The organism is Candidatus Nitrotoga sp. 1052 (genome assembly GCF_927312905.1).
In the GTDB taxonomy this organism is placed as follows: Bacteria; Pseudomonadota; Gammaproteobacteria; order Burkholderiales; family Gallionellaceae; genus Nitrotoga.
In genome coordinates, this window is record NZ_CAKMHQ010000055.1 from 1 (window position 1) to 17,007 (window position 17,007).

General features: G+C 45.7%; 17 protein-coding genes. 12 read left to right on the plus strand and 5 right to left on the minus strand.

All coding sequences use genetic code 11. The features are described 5' to 3' along the window. The first annotated feature begins 223 nt into the window (after positions 1–223). Positions 224–409 (plus strand): GreA/GreB family elongation factor, encoded by a 186-nt coding sequence (locus MJ768_RS15490; RefSeq protein ID WP_445082996.1) that lies wholly within the window; start codon positions 224–226, stop codon positions 407–409. Between the two features lie 526 nt (positions 410–935). On the opposite strand, the gene MJ768_RS15495 is transcribed toward MJ768_RS15490, so the two are convergent. The 3 genes from MJ768_RS15495 to MJ768_RS11380 form a co-directional block, all read right to left on the minus strand. Continuing rightward, complete coding sequence (locus MJ768_RS15495) at positions 936–1,433, minus strand: DUF1810 domain-containing protein (RefSeq protein ID WP_445082995.1); 498 nt, start codon at positions 1,431–1,433, stop codon at positions 936–938. Further along, positions 1,430–1,705, minus strand: coding sequence for a hypothetical protein (locus MJ768_RS11375; RefSeq protein WP_239291923.1), 276 nt, complete (start codon positions 1,703–1,705; stop codon positions 1,430–1,432). The genes MJ768_RS15495 and MJ768_RS11375 overlap by 4 nt, the downstream gene beginning before the upstream one ends. A 96-nt stretch (positions 1,706–1,801) precedes the next feature. Next, positions 1,802–2,128 carry an excalibur calcium-binding domain-containing protein gene (locus tag MJ768_RS11380; protein WP_239291924.1) on the minus strand — a complete coding sequence of 109 codons (327 nt, stop codon included), beginning with the start codon at positions 2,126–2,128 and terminating at the stop codon, positions 1,802–1,804. A gap of 742 nt (positions 2,129–2,870) precedes the next feature. Between MJ768_RS11380 and MJ768_RS11385 the strand changes: the two genes are divergently transcribed. Both MJ768_RS11385 and MJ768_RS11390 read left to right on the plus strand, forming a co-directional pair. Continuing rightward, a complete protein-coding gene (locus MJ768_RS11385) occupies positions 2,871–3,176 on the plus strand; it encodes a hypothetical protein (RefSeq protein ID WP_239291925.1) in 306 nt (101 codons plus the stop codon). Between the two features lie 95 nt (positions 3,177–3,271). Next, entirely contained in the window at positions 3,272–3,706 is a 435-nt protein-coding gene (locus tag MJ768_RS11390; protein ID WP_239291926.1) for a hypothetical protein, read from the plus strand. Between the two features lie 564 nt (positions 3,707–4,270). Here MJ768_RS11390 and MJ768_RS11395 read toward each other — a convergent pair. Continuing rightward, on the minus strand, positions 4,271–9,046 hold the full coding sequence (locus MJ768_RS11395; RefSeq protein ID WP_239291928.1) for an AAA domain-containing protein: 4,776 nt from the start codon (positions 9,044–9,046) through the stop codon (positions 4,271–4,273). 571 nt (positions 9,047–9,617) lie between these two features. Between MJ768_RS11395 and MJ768_RS11400 the strand changes: the two genes are divergently transcribed. The 4 genes from MJ768_RS11400 (at position 9,618) to MJ768_RS11415 (ending at position 11,784) form a co-directional block, all read left to right on the plus strand. Continuing rightward, positions 9,618–9,782, plus strand: a complete 165-nt coding sequence (locus MJ768_RS11400) for a hypothetical protein (protein WP_239291930.1) — start codon at positions 9,618–9,620, stop codon at positions 9,780–9,782. A gap of 138 nt (positions 9,783–9,920) precedes the next feature. Beyond that, positions 9,921–10,343 carry a hypothetical protein gene (locus tag MJ768_RS11405; protein WP_239291932.1) on the plus strand — a complete coding sequence of 141 codons (423 nt, stop codon included), beginning with the start codon at positions 9,921–9,923 and terminating at the stop codon, positions 10,341–10,343. A 338-nt stretch (positions 10,344–10,681) separates the two neighbouring features. Continuing rightward, entirely contained in the window at positions 10,682–11,242 is a 561-nt protein-coding gene (locus MJ768_RS11410) for a hypothetical protein (protein ID WP_239291934.1), read from the plus strand. Positions 11,243–11,634: 392 nt separating this feature from the next. After that, on the plus strand, positions 11,635–11,784 hold the full coding sequence (locus MJ768_RS11415) for a hypothetical protein (RefSeq protein ID WP_239291935.1): 150 nt from the start codon (positions 11,635–11,637) through the stop codon (positions 11,782–11,784). Between the two features lie 38 nt (positions 11,785–11,822). On the opposite strand, the gene MJ768_RS11420 is transcribed toward MJ768_RS11415, so the two are convergent. Further along, positions 11,823–12,056, minus strand: coding sequence for a hypothetical protein (locus MJ768_RS11420; RefSeq protein WP_239291936.1), 234 nt, complete (start codon positions 12,054–12,056; stop codon positions 11,823–11,825). 6 nt (positions 12,057–12,062) lie between these two features. Here MJ768_RS11420 and MJ768_RS11425 point away from each other — a divergent pair, with 6 nt between their 5' ends. From MJ768_RS11425 to MJ768_RS11445, 5 genes are all read left to right on the plus strand, one after another. Next, on the plus strand, positions 12,063–12,392 hold the full coding sequence (locus MJ768_RS11425; RefSeq protein WP_239291938.1) for an antirestriction protein: 330 nt from the start codon (positions 12,063–12,065) through the stop codon (positions 12,390–12,392). Between the two features lie 43 nt (positions 12,393–12,435). Next, entirely contained in the window at positions 12,436–12,681 is a 246-nt protein-coding gene (locus MJ768_RS11430) for a hypothetical protein (protein ID WP_239291939.1), read from the plus strand. A gap of 151 nt (positions 12,682–12,832) precedes the next feature. Further along, positions 12,833–13,573, plus strand: coding sequence for a hypothetical protein (locus MJ768_RS11435; protein ID WP_239291941.1), 741 nt, complete (start codon positions 12,833–12,835; stop codon positions 13,571–13,573). 107 nt (positions 13,574–13,680) lie between these two features. Continuing rightward, positions 13,681–16,266: a DUF3631 domain-containing protein gene (locus MJ768_RS11440; protein WP_239291943.1), complete on the plus strand. Its 2,586-nt coding sequence runs from the start codon at positions 13,681–13,683 to the stop codon at positions 16,264–16,266. A 170-nt stretch (positions 16,267–16,436) separates the two neighbouring features. Further along, a partial coding sequence (locus tag MJ768_RS11445; protein WP_239291944.1) for an integrase arm-type DNA-binding domain-containing protein occupies positions 16,437–17,007 on the plus strand: 571 nt, incomplete at its 3' end.

Genomic DNA, 17,007 nt, shown 5'->3' on the forward strand with positions numbered 1-17,007 from the left:
AAGATTTTTTATTCTGACCAGCAGCCATTTATAAACTCCTTAACTAAAATAATGAGTAAGTAAGAACGTATATTAGATTAATCTGTTCTTGATCTTCTGTACGGGAGCTAACATATCCCCGATAGACAAAATAGTTGGATGACCTCCGGCAAAGTCGGAAGTTTTTAGATCATATGTGCTGATAATACCGCGTATCCCTTAATTTACTGAGAAGTTCGGTCGGATTTCCGTATTGGCGCCGGTCGGTAGCGCGTTGCTGGGACTGGCAGTCGGTCAGCAGATGGCGTGGCCGGTACCCAGAGGCAATACCATAAAGGTACGGGTCCTAGATGTCAGTTACCAACCAAAAAGATCCAGTGAATATACAAAGGGATTATTCAGCTCTGCTAGCTCAAACCTGATCTATTAGCTACCTAATTTTCAGGTGTCCGGCAGATCAAGGCTTTGCTAGTACAACTGACAATAGACATTCTGAATCTTCATCTGAATTCGTATGCAATTGATTTTGTTCGAACGAACACCCGAAATAGACCATAACTCTCAATAGACCAAATTCACAACGACCAACACTACTCCGCCGAACATACACCCGAAAAATACCAGCCGGTCTGGATTATTTCTGATTTCTTTCCACATGGGTTTCTCCTTATTGAAGGAATTTTGATGAACCCGTGATATGGGTTGATAGCTCATGACGTTTCAGGTCAGTTTCGACCCATGTCGAATAATCGCATACCGCCGCCCCAATGGAGTTCAGGCACTAACATAGATCGACATGAATCAGTTTTTCTTTAGAGTTGAGAAGGAAAGCGAACTGAAAATTGCAATCCAACCTCCTCCCAGCATAGGAAAACATAATGGACAGTTAATCCGCAGGTCCCTGGTTCGAGTCCAGGTCGGGAAGGTATATATAAAGGGTTACAGCTGTGCAGAGCTTAGGGAATATTTCGATCATCAGCACTAAGGGACAATTGGAGAAATTTCAGGGTAGCTGTATCTCTATAGCCAGAACAGTATTTGTCCAAGGCAAATGAAAACTCCGATTTCGAACCAGCAACTAGCTCAAAGAGTGTCATTGATGAACAGAACTTCATGTTGTCTGGAGTCCCGAAAATCTGAAGAACTGTTCGACCTTGAAGTCTGTTTACTGTCTTTATGCACTCTAAGAGCCTCACGCCAAGTATCGGGTGTTCCAGGTACTGGCGAGCCTCTTCCAGACTCTTGATCGAATAGTGTCTTGCGGTAGCGCTAGTTCCCAAGCCATTGAATAGTGGAAACACGTACCACATCCAGTGCGTGAGCTTCTGTCCCGACCTTAGCTCCTGCACTACGTCATAGTAAGTGCCGTCTTGCGCTGATAGAAAGCGTCCAAGATCGAACGGGTCGGTAGTGGCATTACTAAGGGTAGAAGTGCTTTCGTGGCCGTTTTTCATGCCATGAATTTCAACGCTTTGTCATTTAGTACTTCTCGGATAGCGGGCTTTCCATCGAATGAGGTGTCCGTGTAAATTAAACCACTACACTGTGCGATTCCACGTTCTAACTCGGCTCCAACTTTAAGCCCACGTTCATAGCTTATCAAATGACTCTTGGGAACTTTCTGCTCATTCTCATTGCATTTAAACAATCCATCCGCGACGCCTTTCTTGAAGGATAAACCATGTCCATGAGGAATTTCTTGGATTTCAATTTTAATGATAGCCATTAGAAGTTTCGGAGATACTTTCATTCATATTGGGGGAACGTGGAGTGAACGACACGCTTGTGCCAATTTAGATTTCGACGCTGATTAACAAATCAGCTATTTATATTTGCACCACTGGCTCTCGCAAGGAACGCCATCCGGGCGCCCACCATTTCCGCCGTCCATTTTCACTCCAGGACAGTTTTGCAGAAAATATGTTGCCTCTTCGCAGGATGTCATTTGAGAGCAGTAGACTCTGCCATCACATCTGAAATTACTTGAATTGGCAATGCTCTTTGTAGATTCATTTCGTTCTGGCAAAAGATTTCTACCAACTTGCGATTCTTGTTGCTCATTAGCTTTCGCCAAGCTTTCTGTTTGAAATTTCGTGTAACCAGTCCATGCAATACTGCCAACGATCAGAAGAAAAATTAATTTTTTCATAGCTCACCCAATTATTTGTCCAAATTTACATCTTTCAATCGAATCCGCTTTCTTACTGTTGGTTTTCTCATTGAGTACACCCCAATTAGTCAATAGCATAAGAAAGCATCGGCAACTCAGATATAGAGCCTTGCAGTGAGGCAGGGCTTTTTTATTGTCTGAATCAATGGCCTGTGTAGGCATGCTTAGGATTCCCCGGTCACCTTTCGATACATGTTCGATATCTTGATGGATATTCATTTTGAGTATCGTGTTGGACGTATTAGCGAGCGCATCATTAGATTGCCTTGGCTTTCGTTATCGGCATCTTTGATTTTTAGTTGAGGATGTGGGTTGGCTAGGCAGGATATAAGGCCGGCATAATTCATGCTGGCATTAAGGCAATCGTTGATGTATAAAACCGCAGAGCAGTACGTTCTCAGGCTGGCATGATGCACTTAGCCTAATATTTTTGGCCTTGATATATTTGATTTAGTAGCAAGGGGGTTTTCTATTACATTTGAGATTAATGTATTTTGAGGCCCCCGTGTTACTTGAACGGGGGAGATAAAGATGAGGCTCAATGAGAATGAAATGGTGTATTTAACAACTAAACTGGGGTGTGACATATGTTTCATTAAATTAAAATAATGAGTTACCAAACACACCAATGTTCATGCACCTTGTTGGTGCCGTTGTCGGGATTTTTTAGGGTATCCACATTAGGTTAGGATTTTCCGTTTTACCAACCAAAGGAGCGTTTATGGAACCAATATTCGTTTGGGACAACAACCCACCCGACTCGATGTCGAAAGAGCGTATCGAATGTAATTTTGCTTCGGTGCTAGAACTAGCTAATACGCGCAACTTACAGCCTGCAAAACTTTCGGTCCGCCTGTCGTTAGATAAGTCTCAAACTCGCATTGATGCTATTGGATACGACCAAGACGGAATGCCATTATTCATTTGTGACTGCGCACCAGTGGGTAATGGGGCTGCTTATTATTGCTATTACTCAGGCGAAGAGGATCATCGAAAATCTCAATTCGCAAACCTTCAATATCCCTGATCTGGTACTCATAAGTGCCTATTGATCCATACTCCCCTACGCTCAAGTGGGACTGTGCAAAAGCGCGCAGTCCCTTAACTATGTTAGGTCTCTCTATGTCATACGTTGTCGATACCAACATTTTCAACAAACTGGTGGACGGAACCATCAACGTCAATGACTTGCCATCAGACGGCCCTTTCATCGCAACCCATATTCAGATTGATGAGCTAAACAACACGAATGACCGCGAACGTCGAGCCCGGTTGTTCTTGATGTTTGCGGAAGTGAGACCCGAGATTGTCCCGACCGACTCATTCGTATGGGATGTTTCACGCTGGGATCAGGCAAAATATAGCGACGGCGTGATTTTCAATAAGCTGAAACAAGATCTCGACGCCCTTAATAAATCCAAATCCAACAATATACAGGACGTACTAATTGCGGAAGTTGCGATCCTGAACAGCTTCACTCTTCTAACGTCAGACCGGCATTTGGCGCAAGTCGTCAAAAATCAAGGAGGAAAAGTTGTTCTCTACAAGGTGACCTAACCGCATCGCTCAAGGCAGGAAGTTTATTTTTTGACATGCCCAAATTTATCCTTCTTGGCTAATAATAAAAAACAAAACGAAGTCAACACCGGTCTAGTAGAGAAAGAAGGCCGGAAAGTTTGAGTGTATCCGGAAAGATTTCTAAAAGTTTGCAGACAGCCCGTGCGGGCTAGTGCCAAAGTCAAACCAAATCCCCAATAATCCGTCGCAACTCCATACATATCGATTCCTGATTAGCCACGAAGTTCAGCCAGCGCAATCGACAAGCCTGAAGAGGAGCAAGATATGCGCATTCCGACGAAAGGCGATGTGAAATTTGGATCAACAAGGTGCAGTTTCAAATGTTTTTCCTCCGTACTGGACGACGAAATTGCGCAGCTGAACATTGTGGCTAATCAGGTATCGATTTGACCTTGGCACATTTATTTTTTTACTTCCGCCCCTTTTTTTGTGACTGCTTCATGAGAACATCTTTTGTGTGGCTGCTTCGCACTGAATCAAACTCCAAAGAAGCTTAGCAAATACTTCCAGCTGACCGGCGACTTGGAATTCCTGTCTTCTTTATCATGCTAGATTAGGAGTAGCAATTTCAACATGCAGCCACTTGCTGCCCCACCCTTCAAAGTTTATTTGCATCTGTTGGTTGTTGTCTTTAAAGGCTGAGATTCTGCCTTTGCCAAATATTTTATGGACAATGACCTGGCCTACTACAAAGTTAACCGCCGGAATGGCATCAAATAGATCAATTGGAATAACACTGATTTTTGGTTCTCCTTGCACGGGTTGAAGCACCGTCTTTTGGGTTGTGTTTAGTTCAACTTTTGTTGGCAACGATTGCTCAGTAGTAGAAGCAGGGTTTATGTTCTTCCACTCATGCAGCAATTCTGCTGAACGACGTTTGAGACAATCCAACTGTTGATCACCATTTTTTCCAACTGTACTGCTACTTGAATCAATATCTGCCTCTGGAAATATTCCCATTTGCTGTAATCGTTCGAATACTGGGCGCATGGCATTTCCCCTATGTGAGCTTTTATCTCGATAAAATACCGATCCTCTAATCCGAACAAACCGCCAACCCAATCTTTCCAGCAATGCCTGCCTTGCCAAGTCTTCCTCGACCTTGTCGTAGTGCCATCGGTCACCGTCGCATTCAATTGCCAAACGCTCGCCCCCGCCTTCTACTACCAAATCAATTCGATATGCACCTACCTCATATTGGGTACGAACCCGGTAACCTTGCCCAACCAGCAATCGGTATACTTCTGCCTCAAAGGGGGACTCCGTGTTTTTCATGCCATCTGCCAGCAACTGCATCAGGGCATTCGAGTTGAGCGCATGTTCGATCAATCTGCGGCGAATATCCCCCGGTTTTAACTGAGTCTGATAATCCAGAGAATAGACCACCCAAAGCTGATCCTTAGCACGACTGGCCGCCACGTTATAGCGCTTTTTCCACATGCCATCAGCCCCATCTGCTTTCATTCCAAGCGGGCCATCGCCATCGGTCTTGCTGTCCACCATAGTCAAGAAAATCACATCGCGTTCATCACCTTGAAACTGCGCGGGATTACCACACAAAATCCGACGGTTTTCGTAGATCACTGGATCAAGCCTTGTTCGTAACATCTTATCAACTTCATCCGCCTGCTCATCCCCGATTAATGAGATGACTCCAAATGTCTTACCCGCATATTCTCGCTGCTCAACAGCAGCAACAATCAGACTGGCAATGGTTTCTGCCTCCACGAGATTCTTCTTGCCGATCTTGCTCCCATTAACACGATGCGCTACCAAAGCTGGTTTTATCTGAGTCGAAGCACTTTCACGCAGCGGCCTGATCTCACCATTGTAGGAAAGATGATTGCTAAACTGGATAATTTCCGGCACACACCGGAAATGTTCCTTCAGTCTGATGGCCGAACCAAAAGCAATTTGGGCACGGTCATAAACTGAAGTTTTTAAGTCATATGACATATGACCTGGTAATCCGCGAAGCCACTGTTCAATCAGATCATAAATCGGCTGCTGCTCCCCGCCGACATCCAATGGAGTTACCTGCTCATCGTCACCCACCACGATAACTTTTTTTGCCATATAGAACGGAGCTAACCCCAGCACGTCTTCTTGACTTGCTTCATCCACAATAATCACATCAAAACGGTCTCGCACCGGATGAAAGCTATTGGTCACTCGACTAAAAGGCATAATCCAAACTGGCACCGCACCACGCGCCTTTTTCATAAGACGGCGAGCCTCTTGCAACAATGCAGGGGCATTTTTTTTCGTAGGAGTCACACTCTTCATGATTGCAGCCCATGCTAATAATGCTTGCCGCTGCTCATTTTTCACCTTCCCAAGCAGTGATGCCCAAGCGCGCTGTTCGATAAGATTGACCGTCACATCTTTCAACTCTTTCTTTACCAACCGTTCAATCCGTGCCTGAATTTCTGGAACTGACAACACTGCTCGGCGATCCAGCTCCTGCGTGAACTGTCGCCAACGCCAAGCAGCAAGGGGCAGGCCAGGCATGGCTGCGCCATCATGAGGTATCAATCGTCGCTCCACGGCGTCGGCCCAGTCCGGTGCGGTTACACGTAATCTTTCCAGCCAATCCATTCTTTGTTGATAAACGGGCAACAATTGATGCAATTGTTCAAGTCGATGAAAAGCGTCGCGATATTCATCAACGGCCTTGGCTTCCGCTGCACGTTTAAGAGAGCGCACTACCATAGAGGAGGAGCTGACAATCCTATCCATGCGCTGTAATTCTGCCTCCAGCTTGACGAAACTCGCCTTCAAATGTTCTAGCCGCCGCCTGCGCACTTCGGCTGCTATAACATCAGGCAGTTTCTCTTGCACCACAAAGCGCAAGCGCTCCGCACGGTGATGCGATGTTTGCGCAGGTGGGGCTTCTTCTGCCAACATCATCCAGTGCAAACCTTGTTCAATCAGGTCAGATTCAAGAGGTATCCAAGCATGAGTATGCCAAGCCAGTGCAGTGCGTATTTTTGGTACAAATTGAAATGCAAATTCTTCTGGTTGAAGATTGGATATTTGTTTCAAGTCTGGCACACCGTGAGGCATAATTGGCCTTGCCCACCAACTGGCCAAAGTCCCCCGGGCCAGTTCCAATTTTGCCAAGGAAAGCAATGCTTGAAAATGTTCTAGCCGTGCTGGTGTGCCGCCATTAACACGTGAAAACTCAATTAGCCTTTTCCACTTGGATTTAGTCAACAGCGTTATAAAGGTGAGCGTTCTTCCCCGATTAAGATGTCGGATTATCTCTTGCAGTACATCGCGTTGCTCCTCTAGTGCCCAATCATCTATTAACTGCGGCCCATAACGAAAAATGGACTCAGCAGCTTTGTTCGTTTGCTCACGCACATATTCCACTTCACGACACAAAAGTTGCCAAATTTCTGCGGCTTGACCGCTTTCCATCCCAGACTGAATGACGGCCAGACGCCATATCTCATTTTCACTTTGACTAAGATATTCAACTGCAAGAGAAATATGTTCTAACAGTGACTCTAGGTCACCTTGCCCAGTTTGATCTTTCTTCCAAAGTTCATTCCGATAAGCGAAATCACTTGCTATAAGTTCGGAAAACTCCTTAGTTCGCTTCAAAAACTCTTCTGGAGTCCATAAAGCATCAAAATTTGGCAAAGGACTGGATAATTCAATCTCGTCTGCACAGACAATCTGTTGGTTGCTGGCATAAAGCGCATTTAACTCGGATTCACATAGCGGCAATGGCTTGCCCGTATCCACGAAGCCAAGTATCCAATCATGTACGCCTTCTCCCTCGGCAACTTCACGCGCGGCTTTTGAAGGGTCAATTTCTTCCCCGTCCAGTATCAGCGAGCGATATTCACCATTGATCGCCAATGCCAAATCGGATCGAGCGGTACGCAGTTCAGACAGAATCAGGCGACGCTTCGCGGCAAGACGATCCGATTGCTGTACGAACGACTGGCGATCTTCTCCTAAACGGGCAGCCAGATTTTTTACCGCCTCTTTTTGCTCATTGCGGCTTGCCATATCGCTGTCCAGCACACTGACGCACAAGGAGTGCAAAGGCTTCTCCACTTGGTCGCGTAACACCCGCAATGCTTTAGTTGTATGGCTGGTCACCAGTACACTCTTGCCCTCGGCAAGTAGGCTGCCAATCAAATTAGCAATGGTGTGTGTTTTCCCCGTACCCGGTGGTCCTTGCACCAACACACCATTCTGATGCGCCAGTTTTTTCAGAATAGTAAGCTGGGCAGCATTTGCAGGCTTGGAAAGCAGGATGTTTTCATCTTCGTTTGCATAGGCGGTATCAGTTTCGGTGGCAGTCTCATTGGGTTCTATTTCTGGTGCATAACCGACAATATTAAGCAGGCTGCTCGGCAACTCTGTCGCAATGGGCAGATCTGCCAGAATTTCCTCAATAAACTGGATGCGGCCTGCTTGACGTTTGCGCAAAAACAATATTGGCGCACGGCCAATACGAGGGAAGATTTCCATAGATTCCGGCTCACCCTCAACCAACTCACCATCGCTGAAAGCTCCAATTACTCCTTTCAGCCAGTCCGTAACACCGTCGTCGCCCAGCGGGTGAATCTCGCCTTGTGCAAGTTCTTCTTGCCAATGTTTGACTGGCAATCCAGCACATTCATCGTCTGAAAATAATGCCGAATACAGGTCAGGTGGAACTTCTAAATTACTCACTCGAAATTCACGATTCAGAGGATCGAAAGAAAGCTCAACTCGCTGAAGCAGAATGGGGTGATGTAAGTCTAAGTCATCGGTTGGTCGCTTCCAGTTAAAAATACCTTCCCCTAATATCAGTTCCCATGCTTCTCCTTCGCGCTCAAGCTGACTGTGTAGTGCAAAGAATCTTTCCCATACTCTCAAAGCTGTTCTTGCAGGTTGTTCGCTGACCTTCCAAAGATTACGCTTGGTTTGCCAAGCAAAAAATTCACTTTCCAATGCTGGCTGCGATTCAAAACCAACCTTGTTGGGCTCGTCACCAACGAAATTCACTCGCTCAGTTTTATGACTAACATCACTCAGCGCTGGGTCGTCCCAGCCTGCATTAAGCCAAAGTCGCAAACGTTCTCCTGGTTCAGGACAAGAATGTGTTTCGGGTTTCCTGAATGAAAACCACGTACCGTCATTCTGTTCTGGTCTGAACAACTGCAAAGTTTCGTGGATGGGCAAATTACTGAGCCGCACTGTCCAAGGTTGTTCGTCTATGTTCCGAACAATTGGGGCGCGTCGTTGTTCGACAGCCTTAAAAAAATTAAAGAGTTGGATGAGCTTCTGACGTGCAATTTCCATTTGATCACTCATGAATATCCTCCTTCATCAAAAGTCTATTCGCCAAGCTCATAACGAATAGCGTTTATCTGCCGCCCTTCTCAAGCTTGTTAAATCTGCGACCTTAATGGCGGCGAATAAACTTTTTTGGACTGAACCATCGGAGAACGGAATCTGTAGGGATTGTAAGGTTTTGAAGTGTGGCGTCAACCTAATGTCATGAAGGGGCGACAACTAGCTTGACACAGGGTGGCAGTGGATGAAGAAGAAACGGATAGCCGATTACGATTGACGGCGTAATAACATAAACAACTAAATCAAGTTGGTCGCTACGTCCATAAATTCGGGAAACAAAACATCAGCCAAGGTGAGCCGACCCGAGCGTTCAAAACGCTCTGCACTAACAACCATGTATTTACCACTCCCGTGAATCAGTTTACTGCTCCTCATCGGTTAGGTGCTCAGCAAATTGAAAACATGACAAGGTAGCACTTCTTAGCGTAGTTCCACACGCTCCATTCCCTCAAAGCGCCCTCGGTCCGTATATCCTTGGGGGTTTTTGATTTTCTGCATCAACTATGAATAATTTTAAAAAGGAGAATCAATGATTTGGAAATTCTTGATCGTAGCCGCAATAGCCGTCAGCCTGATCAAACTCGGTGCATTATCGGTATGGGTCACAGCTTTGTCATTGGCCCTGAAAATAATGCTGATATTACTCACTGCTGCCGTCCTGTATTTCATTTGGCAACGGTTCAACAGAAATTAGCCAACCGTAACCGGTAACCATCCATATCCATATCCTTCAACTTACTCTGCATTAGCCGCCTCACCTCTTAATCTTTTCTCACCCCTCAACCTTGCCTGCACACAGCGGGCTTTTTTACGTCCTAAATTTGGAGAAAACATGATCATTTTACGCAATCCCACTGCTGCAAAGAACATTGCCGATCCTGACATTCGCAGTCTTGTTCAACAACGATTTTCAGAAATATATGCAGAGGGAACTTACGACTATGATCTTCTTGGCTGCGCCACAGATGTTGGCTACATGATCGTTGTCGAGCCTGGAGACAGTGTGGCCGCATTGGAGAAAGAAAGCAGCTGCCCTATCCTGCACAATTATTTTGATGATGCCTGCTTTGGCGATCCAGACTACGCACCCTCATTTGAAGCTCTGGAAGAACATGCCAGCTGCTACGAAATGGTATTTATCCTGAACGACGACGGATTTGGCATAAGCATCTTCATTCCAAAGACCGAAGGAATCGATACCAAACTACTGGCTATGTGTGCCCAATACGCGACACCTGAGCTGACACAATCCTAAAGCTGGCTATCCAACTATCCGCTTACCTCTTCAATTCCCTTCCCTCCCCACCCCGCTCCATCACCTGCCTGCTTCTCCTGCCTGCCTCTGCTGCTCGACGTCAATTCTAATTTAGCGGCTTTTTAGCCATCTTATATGAAGGCCCATTCAAGATTAATTGTTTAAGCGATTAATCAATTTTGTTTGGTTTTCATAACGGGAAGTTGAATAAACACAGAACGGAATTAAGCAGTCGTCACGCAACATTTTCAAAAACAATCCCATCAGCTTCAATTACTAATCAATAACATAGCCTATTTCAACACAACCCAGTCTAATCACCCAAAAGGAGCTTTACTATGAAATCTGTAACAATAATCAAGCCAGAAATGCACATCTTGAAAGCTGCATCATGCCCCTCTCTTTCAGGCAAATCTACACTGTCCTATCAGGTCGGATGTGGCGTAAATGGCGCAAATACTAGCACTACTGAGCCTGTAATCCAGTTGCGTGTTTATGCCAATTCCGGTGGCGGCTTCTTCAACAAAGACTGGATTCCACTGAGCAGCATCCAACAATTATTTGATAAGTGCCCAAGCAATAAACCCATCACTTCAAACGCTCTATTTCCGCTCTTTAAGGGTAGATCAATAAACACCCCTGCATTTCTATTGGCTGTGCTGAAACATGAAGGTTTCTTGCGACCTTTGAAAGATAAGCAACGTAGCTATGAACGTATCGACCCTACTGGATTCATGACTGAGATTAAAGCGCTGATTGGGTCGATAGGTACTGCCTCCACTGCTGCCACCTCTTCAATGGCTACGGACATAGGGAGCAAACAAAAGCCAGCAGAACCCAGCAAGAAAGCCGTACCAAGCAAGAAAGGCGCATCTAAAGCAAGTCCCAACAAGGCTTAAGCGTTACGAGTAAGAAACCTATCCGCCGTAGTTGAAGTCCGCTGGCAGCTGCTCACAGTCAAACCTAATCCCAAGAAACGTAACGGGATTTCAGCTTCGCAATGAAGCACAGGTGCAATACCGACCGTATGCCGAACATCTCTCCGTATTTACAGCTTTAGATTGTCTTTCAACAACTTTGCCAACAAGGAGCTCTTGATGATTACTTCAGCTCTCGTGGTAGCCACTCTGCTTTGCTTCGCATTACCTTCAACACGAGGGATCGGAGTCATGGGCGTGGCATTACTGCTTTACTTTTTCCCACTCACGACTTTGGCGCTTCTAGTTCTTGGAGGCGTCATTTTCTATTTCTTTTATCTCTATAAAAAATAACCACAACTAAAGGACATTTTATGAATACCCAAAACTTTCTTCTTGAAGCAATCGACGTAGTGCTTGCCTGGGACATATCCGACGAGGCTTTTGCCGACGCAGTAGTAGCGCAATCAGGGTTTATGGCGAGAACCAGTCCAGACGAAATCAGCGGGCTCTACTCATACTAATATAACTTTGTACCTAGCCACATCCGTATTTAGCAGTATCAGTTTTTCTCGCTCAGTTTTTCCACCCCAGATTTCTCATCTCCACCTCCACCTCCACCGGCTTTACCGGCTTCAATCTGCTCGGTTGGAAAAACTGTCGGGCCATTTTTATTGATTATTTTTTCAACCATTTTTAAAGGAATTAAATCATGACTACCACTGCAAACATTCCCCGCAAACTTGTAAATAATAACCAACGAATTAAACATGCCGCTAATATTTTTGGAATACACTTCCCGATGCGCGTAGAGCCATTTATTTATGCCATCACGGATAAGCTGGCACACGAATATAACGGCGGTTATTGGGAATTTTACGCACTAAGCAACGGTGGCTTTTATATGGCACCCTGCTCGGAAACCTGCTTCCATGTGGCTTGTGAGAATGGCTTCGGGGGCAGCATGTCAGCGGATGCATTGGGCATTACTGTCTGTCTGTATGCTTACAGTCATTTGTCTTTTGGGGATCCTAGTGCATTTACTGAGATATGTGCCCAGCAGTATCACTGGCTAAGGGAGTACATGTTGGGTCATGCCGAGGCTGGGGATATTTTGCAGGCTGTTGACTGACGGTAAGTTTATTTGTGGGGGTTGCAGGTGAGCTGCCCTAATTTTGCCGAAACAACGAAACAAATCGCTGGAAGCCAATGGTAGCAAGGCAGGGAGCGTTGCGGATAAAACGCAACACTGCCGCAACACAACTTTGCATCAAGTCGGCGCTCCAAAATTCATTTCGGTGTCAAAACGTGGCGGCGTTGCGCATTTTATTTTTATCCGCGACGTTGCCGCAACGCTGGAAGCCTTGCCAGCATTGGAATGTTGCGGCGTTGCGGATAAAACGGCATTTTTCTGGGGGTGACTGACTGCGCAATTTCCCACGGCTAAATTTCAATTTGAAGAATTGAGGCTCGACGATTTATCTCATGTCTGCAAAGATTAGGAAAAAATTATCTACAATTCCATACTGCTAGCCTATCAACTTGTACATATACAAAGAGACGATACTTACCATGTATAGCTGCGATATCGATTTACGAACATGCTGCACGAGAGACGATGCCATATCAATAATTCTAGGCTTAGGACACTGGCGTCTTTTGCCGCCAGGGGAAGATGCCACAGATGAAGAAATCGAAAACACTGAATTTATAACATTCTGTCTTGCGGAATATCTGCATGAAGAATTAGATTTATTACAAAGTAAATATGATTTCGCCAGATGGGAAAATTTATCGGAAGCAGACATTGCTGAGAAACTGGCAGCATTAGATAAATTCAAGGAAGTAATTACCAAAGCTAAAGAATATTCATCCTGCTTCGATGATGAGATTGCAAAAGGTGAATCGTCAGCAATAAGAATCCATCCATCAAGCGGCCTGGGTAGTAATACACTTTACACAATTCGCAGCGTGGAGCAATGGGCACGTAATAACCAATATGGCGTGTTCGCCCAGGATTCTTTGATTGAAAATAATCCGGAACATCAAGAGTCGCCACCCGCTGACAACAAAACTGAAGTCATTACAACGAAGCAGCCGAGAATGCCGGCGCAAGAAAATGCCATTCTGGAGGCAATTAAGGGTCTTGGGCATGACCCAAAAAATTTACAAACAAATAGTTCAGGCAATAATGGGGTGAAGCATGAGGTACGGATAGCTCTAGAAAAAAATGAATTATTTTCTGGTAGTAGAACGTTCGATAAAGCGTGGGAAAGATTACGTAATCGTAAGAAAATAGTTGATAAAGAATAAGCTTCCTCCCCTATAAATACCATGGGGAGGACTCTTGCGGGGGAGGGTAGTCTACCTTCCAATATTCGCATCCGACCAACTAAACTTCGGATGCGAATAAAACAACAATGGACAACTCAAAACTGCAACATAACGGCGAAAGCCATTCAACTGACGCATCACTCGGCCTCAATCAGGTCAACCCTCTCTCTCAAACTCAAAGCGACATGCCTCTATCACAATGGCGCGGTTCACTCACAACATTCGACGGATTCACAGGAACCCGACCAACTCAAGAATTGAACAATGCCGCTTGGGATGAAATCTCGAATTTGTTGCGTCCAGAAAACCCTGCAGTTATCGCTGACAAGAAGCAAGGCCAGTATGTAGTGCCGTGCTTACTCAAAGAAGCCCTTCTTGTCGGTAAAACGCTGGATGCTGCAATTCAAAACGGACAATCCACAACAGGCAAGATGCGCTCAAAACAGCATGTCACCGTAGCAGATTTCCTAATTATTGATATTGATGGAATGACAGATGCCGACTTTATGTCGGGATTAGACAATATAAAGGGCGATAGCCTCACATTTCTGGCCTACACAACTCACTCGCATGGCAGAGCAGACAAAATGGGCATGCGTGCTCGTATCGCCATACCGCTAGACCGCTCTGTTAATACTGAGGATTATGCCGCTGCGTGGCACGGGTTTGATTCACTTTACTGGAACGGTCAAGCAGGGCTAGCCGATTCATCTGGAGCAAACCTTTACCAGCAGCAGGGGACGTGGTGCTGCGTTCCATCCCGCGCCAGCCTAGCAACTTTTTGGAGTAGCCATGACGGCGTAGTCTCGACTGATGGGCTCATTGCACTAGGGAGAGCTGCCCTGGCTTCTAACAGCGCCAAGATGCCATCAGACAGCGAGGGTTCCCGGAAAATTATAACTTCCATTGACACCAAGGTCGTCGCTAGATATTCGAGCAATCTCTCCATCGTCGAGTATCCATCTTCAGATGCAAACAAGGTCGCCTATGCCTGCCAACAGATAGGAGATTTCCGTAATTCCAAAGGATCTGATCAAAGAGAACCGCTCTGGCGTAATTGTCTTGGTGTGGTGGGATTCTGCGTGAATGGCGCTGATTATTGCCAAGAATGGAGTAGTGGACATCCCGGATACGATGAGCGTAAAACAACGGAGAAATTGGCTAATCGCATGAAGATAGCCCCAACTACTTGTGACCAGTTCAAAAAATCGAATCCAGCAGGCTGTAGTGGTTGTACAGAGCGTTGCAAAAGCCCAATTACTTTAGGTACAGCGGATGCATTTGAAATTATTGAGTCCGCTGAAGACGATTCAGCTATGGTCGCCACAAGTACTGTCCAAATCGAAGTTCGTGCATGCGATTTAGGCCTAGACACAACTAAACCATCAGCACCGCAAAATGATGATGAGGTGATTGCATTGTTGGCAGGCATGTCGCCAATGAATTACGACCGTGTAAGGCGAGAAAAAGCCAAATTGCTGGGCGTTCAAATTAAAACACTCGATCTAATGGTAAAGCAAGCACGCAATGAAGAAACCGAATCGAATAACCTGCACTTTGCGGAAGTCGAGCCGCATCCTGATCCAATTGATCCGTCCCAATTGCTTGATGAAATATCCGAGACCATTAGACGATTCATCGTATTGGACAAAGAACAAGCCGACGCTGCTGCTCTTTGGATAGCATTTACTTGGTTTATTGATGTTGTAGATGTAGCCCCACTGGCAATCATTAATGCACCTGAAAAATCTTGTGGTAAATCGCAAATGCTGGATTTAATGGGGCGGATGACTGCAAGACCTATATCTGCTGCAAATTCCTCCACAGCATTTCTATTTCGAACAGTCGAACTCTGGACGCCCACCCTATTGATTGACGAGGCCGACACCTTCGTTAAAGAAAATATGGAGATGAAGGGTATGATTAATGCCGGTTACACACGCGCTAACGCTTTTGTCGGACGGGTCGTTGGCGATAATCACGATCCAAAATTATTCAACGTTTGGGGTGCCAAAGCACTTGCTGGCATCGCTCTGGAGAGACACTTACCCGATCCCACCATGAGCCGCGCCATTGTATTTGAACTAAGGAAAAAACTACCACATGAGCAGGTTACCAAGTTACGCGATGCGGAGGATGGCTTGTTCGACGGTATCGCCTCAAAGCTGGCTCGCCTCTGTGAAGATTACGCCAAAAAAGTAAAAGTAGCACGTCCCGTTTTACCTGAAAAACTCAACGACCGAGCCCAGGACAACTGGCGACCGTTATTAGCCATCGCCGAATGTGCTGGTGCGGAATGGGTGCAACGTGCAACTGAGGCAGCCTTAAAGCTTTCTAGTGCAGGCGAAAAATCGGTCAGCACCGCCAACCAATTACTTGCAGATATCAAGCAAGTATTCGAGGTAAAGGAATCTTCTCGCATGAAGTCAACAGATTTAATATCTGAATTATGCGAAGACGAAGAATCAGGTTGGTCGACTTATAACAGGGGCAAGCCACTAACACCGCGTCAATTGGCAAAGATACTTAGCCAGTATGGAATCCAATCCAAAACCGTACGCGACAAGCACAGCACTCCTAAGGGTTATGAGTTAGCGCAGTTTGCAGATGTCTTTGCACGCTATCTTGACGCCCCCCAAAAATTGCCGCAACAACGCAACATTTCCACGTAAGCCTATGGTAGCAAGGTATCCGGCGTTGCGGATAAAACGAAACACTGCCGCAACAGCGCCGCCCCAAGAATCTAAAAATGAAATATCGCGTTGTAAATTGGCAGCCACGTTCCCATCGGAATTTGTGGTTGTCGATCCCCAATTTTTATGAACCCTACAGGAGAATTTTAATGCCCATCATCAAATTGACTCAAAATTATATCGCCCACCATCTGCAATGCCCGGAAGACAAAGGCCGAATCGAATATTGTGACGACACGCTACCCGGCTTGTATGTGGAAGTGCGTGCAACCAGCCAAGGCCAAGGCACGTTCTACCTTCGTTACAAAGACAGCAATGGCAAGACCTGTCACAAGAAAATAGGACGCACAATAGATATAGACCTAATCGAGGCTCGCAAGCAGGCCAAGACGTTACGTGCCGAAATCGCATTGGGTAGTGATCCTCGCGGCCAAGAAAAAGCCAGGCAAGCGGTGTTATCGTTTACGGAGTTTTTTGTTGATCACTACTTACCCTATGTAAAACCAAGAAAACGCTCGTGGGCTCGCGATGAGGAGCTCTTCCGACTGCGAATACAGGGAGTGTTTGGCAATAAACGGCTAAATCAGATTACCCGCCAACAAATTCAATCGTTCCATACTGCGCTAATGAGCGAAGGCTTAGCAGCCGCAACTTGCAATCACCATATCAAGCTTATCAAGCACTCTTTAAATTTGGCAATTGATTGGGAAATGTTAGACA

Excerpts from the sequence above, each read along its gene's own strand:
- MJ768_RS11410 (WP_239291934.1), top strand. The coding sequence starts at position 10,682 with ATGAAATCTGTAACAATAATCAAGCCAGAAATGCACATCTTGAAAGCT.
- MJ768_RS11415 (WP_239291935.1), top strand. The coding sequence starts at position 11,635 with ATGAATACCCAAAACTTTCTTCTTGAAGCAATCGACGTAGTGCTTGCC.
- MJ768_RS11380 (WP_239291924.1), bottom strand. The coding sequence starts at position 2,128 with ATGAAAAAATTAATTTTTCTTCTGATCGTTGGCAGTATTGCATGGACT.
- MJ768_RS11390 (WP_239291926.1), top strand. The coding sequence starts at position 3,272 with ATGTCATACGTTGTCGATACCAACATTTTCAACAAACTGGTGGACGGA.
- MJ768_RS15495 (WP_445082995.1), bottom strand. The coding sequence starts at position 1,433 with ATGAAAAACGGCCACGAAAGCACTTCTACCCTTAGTAATGCCACTACC.
- MJ768_RS11425 (WP_239291938.1), top strand. The coding sequence starts at position 12,063 with ATGCGCGTAGAGCCATTTATTTATGCCATCACGGATAAGCTGGCACAC.
- MJ768_RS11400 (WP_239291930.1), top strand. The coding sequence starts at position 9,618 with ATGATTTGGAAATTCTTGATCGTAGCCGCAATAGCCGTCAGCCTGATC.
- MJ768_RS11435 (WP_239291941.1), top strand. The coding sequence starts at position 12,833 with ATGTATAGCTGCGATATCGATTTACGAACATGCTGCACGAGAGACGAT.
- MJ768_RS11440 (WP_239291943.1), top strand. The coding sequence starts at position 13,681 with ATGGACAACTCAAAACTGCAACATAACGGCGAAAGCCATTCAACTGAC.
- MJ768_RS11395 (WP_239291928.1), bottom strand. The coding sequence starts at position 9,046 with ATGAGTGATCAAATGGAAATTGCACGTCAGAAGCTCATCCAACTCTTT.
- MJ768_RS11375 (WP_239291923.1), bottom strand. The coding sequence starts at position 1,705 with ATGGCTATCATTAAAATTGAAATCCAAGAAATTCCTCATGGACATGGT.
- MJ768_RS11405 (WP_239291932.1), top strand. The coding sequence starts at position 9,921 with ATGATCATTTTACGCAATCCCACTGCTGCAAAGAACATTGCCGATCCT.
- MJ768_RS11385 (WP_239291925.1), top strand. The coding sequence starts at position 2,871 with ATGGAACCAATATTCGTTTGGGACAACAACCCACCCGACTCGATGTCG.